General features: G+C 76.6%; 1 protein-coding gene. It reads left to right on the top strand.

From position 1 onward, the window contains the following. A partial coding sequence (locus LQR33_RS24150) for a hypothetical protein (RefSeq protein ID WP_231470772.1) occupies positions 1-360 on the top strand: 360 nt, incomplete at its 5' end. Between the last annotated feature and the right edge of the window lie 169 nt (positions 361-529).

The following is a 529-nucleotide window of genomic DNA, read 5'->3' as shown; positions in this document are numbered from 1 at the left end:
GCCGACACCGAGCCGGCCCTGCTGTTGCCGGGCGCCGGCGGCGCGGGCCGCGATCACGAAAGGCTGGAGACGCGGGCCTTGCGACGCTGGCTGGCGGAGCGCGCCGGGCAGTCGTGCAAGCTGTTGGCCGCGCGGGCGCTGGGGGGAGAGGGCGAGAGCTGGAGCGGCGCGCTGCAGGTGGCCTTGGCCGCCGCTTCGCTGGCAAGCCGGCGCGCGTCGGCCACGCCTGACGTGGCGGCGGACGCCGATCCGGCGCTGGCGCAAGCCGCAGCCGGCGGAGCGCTGCCGGATGACGCCGCCGCGCTGGTGTTGGGCAACGACGCCGCCGGCGCTTTCTGCGCGCTGGGGCTGCGCCGGTGAGCGCCATTGTTTTCGCGCCGCGCGCCGGGGCGCGGCGGCCATATGGAGAATCCGAATGAGTGAACACGCACTGCCGCTCGCCTTGCGCAAGGCGGCGCTGGTCACCGGCGCGGGGCGGGGCATAGGCCGCGCGATCGCGCTGGAGCTGGCCGGCCGCAAGCTGCCGGTC

This window comes from Chromobacterium piscinae, assembly GCF_021129175.1.
GTDB classification, from domain to species: Bacteria; Pseudomonadota; Gammaproteobacteria; order Burkholderiales; family Chromobacteriaceae; genus Chromobacterium; species Chromobacterium piscinae.
Note: the sequence above shows the minus strand (reverse complement) of the source record. Positions and strands in the feature narration are given on the sequence as shown.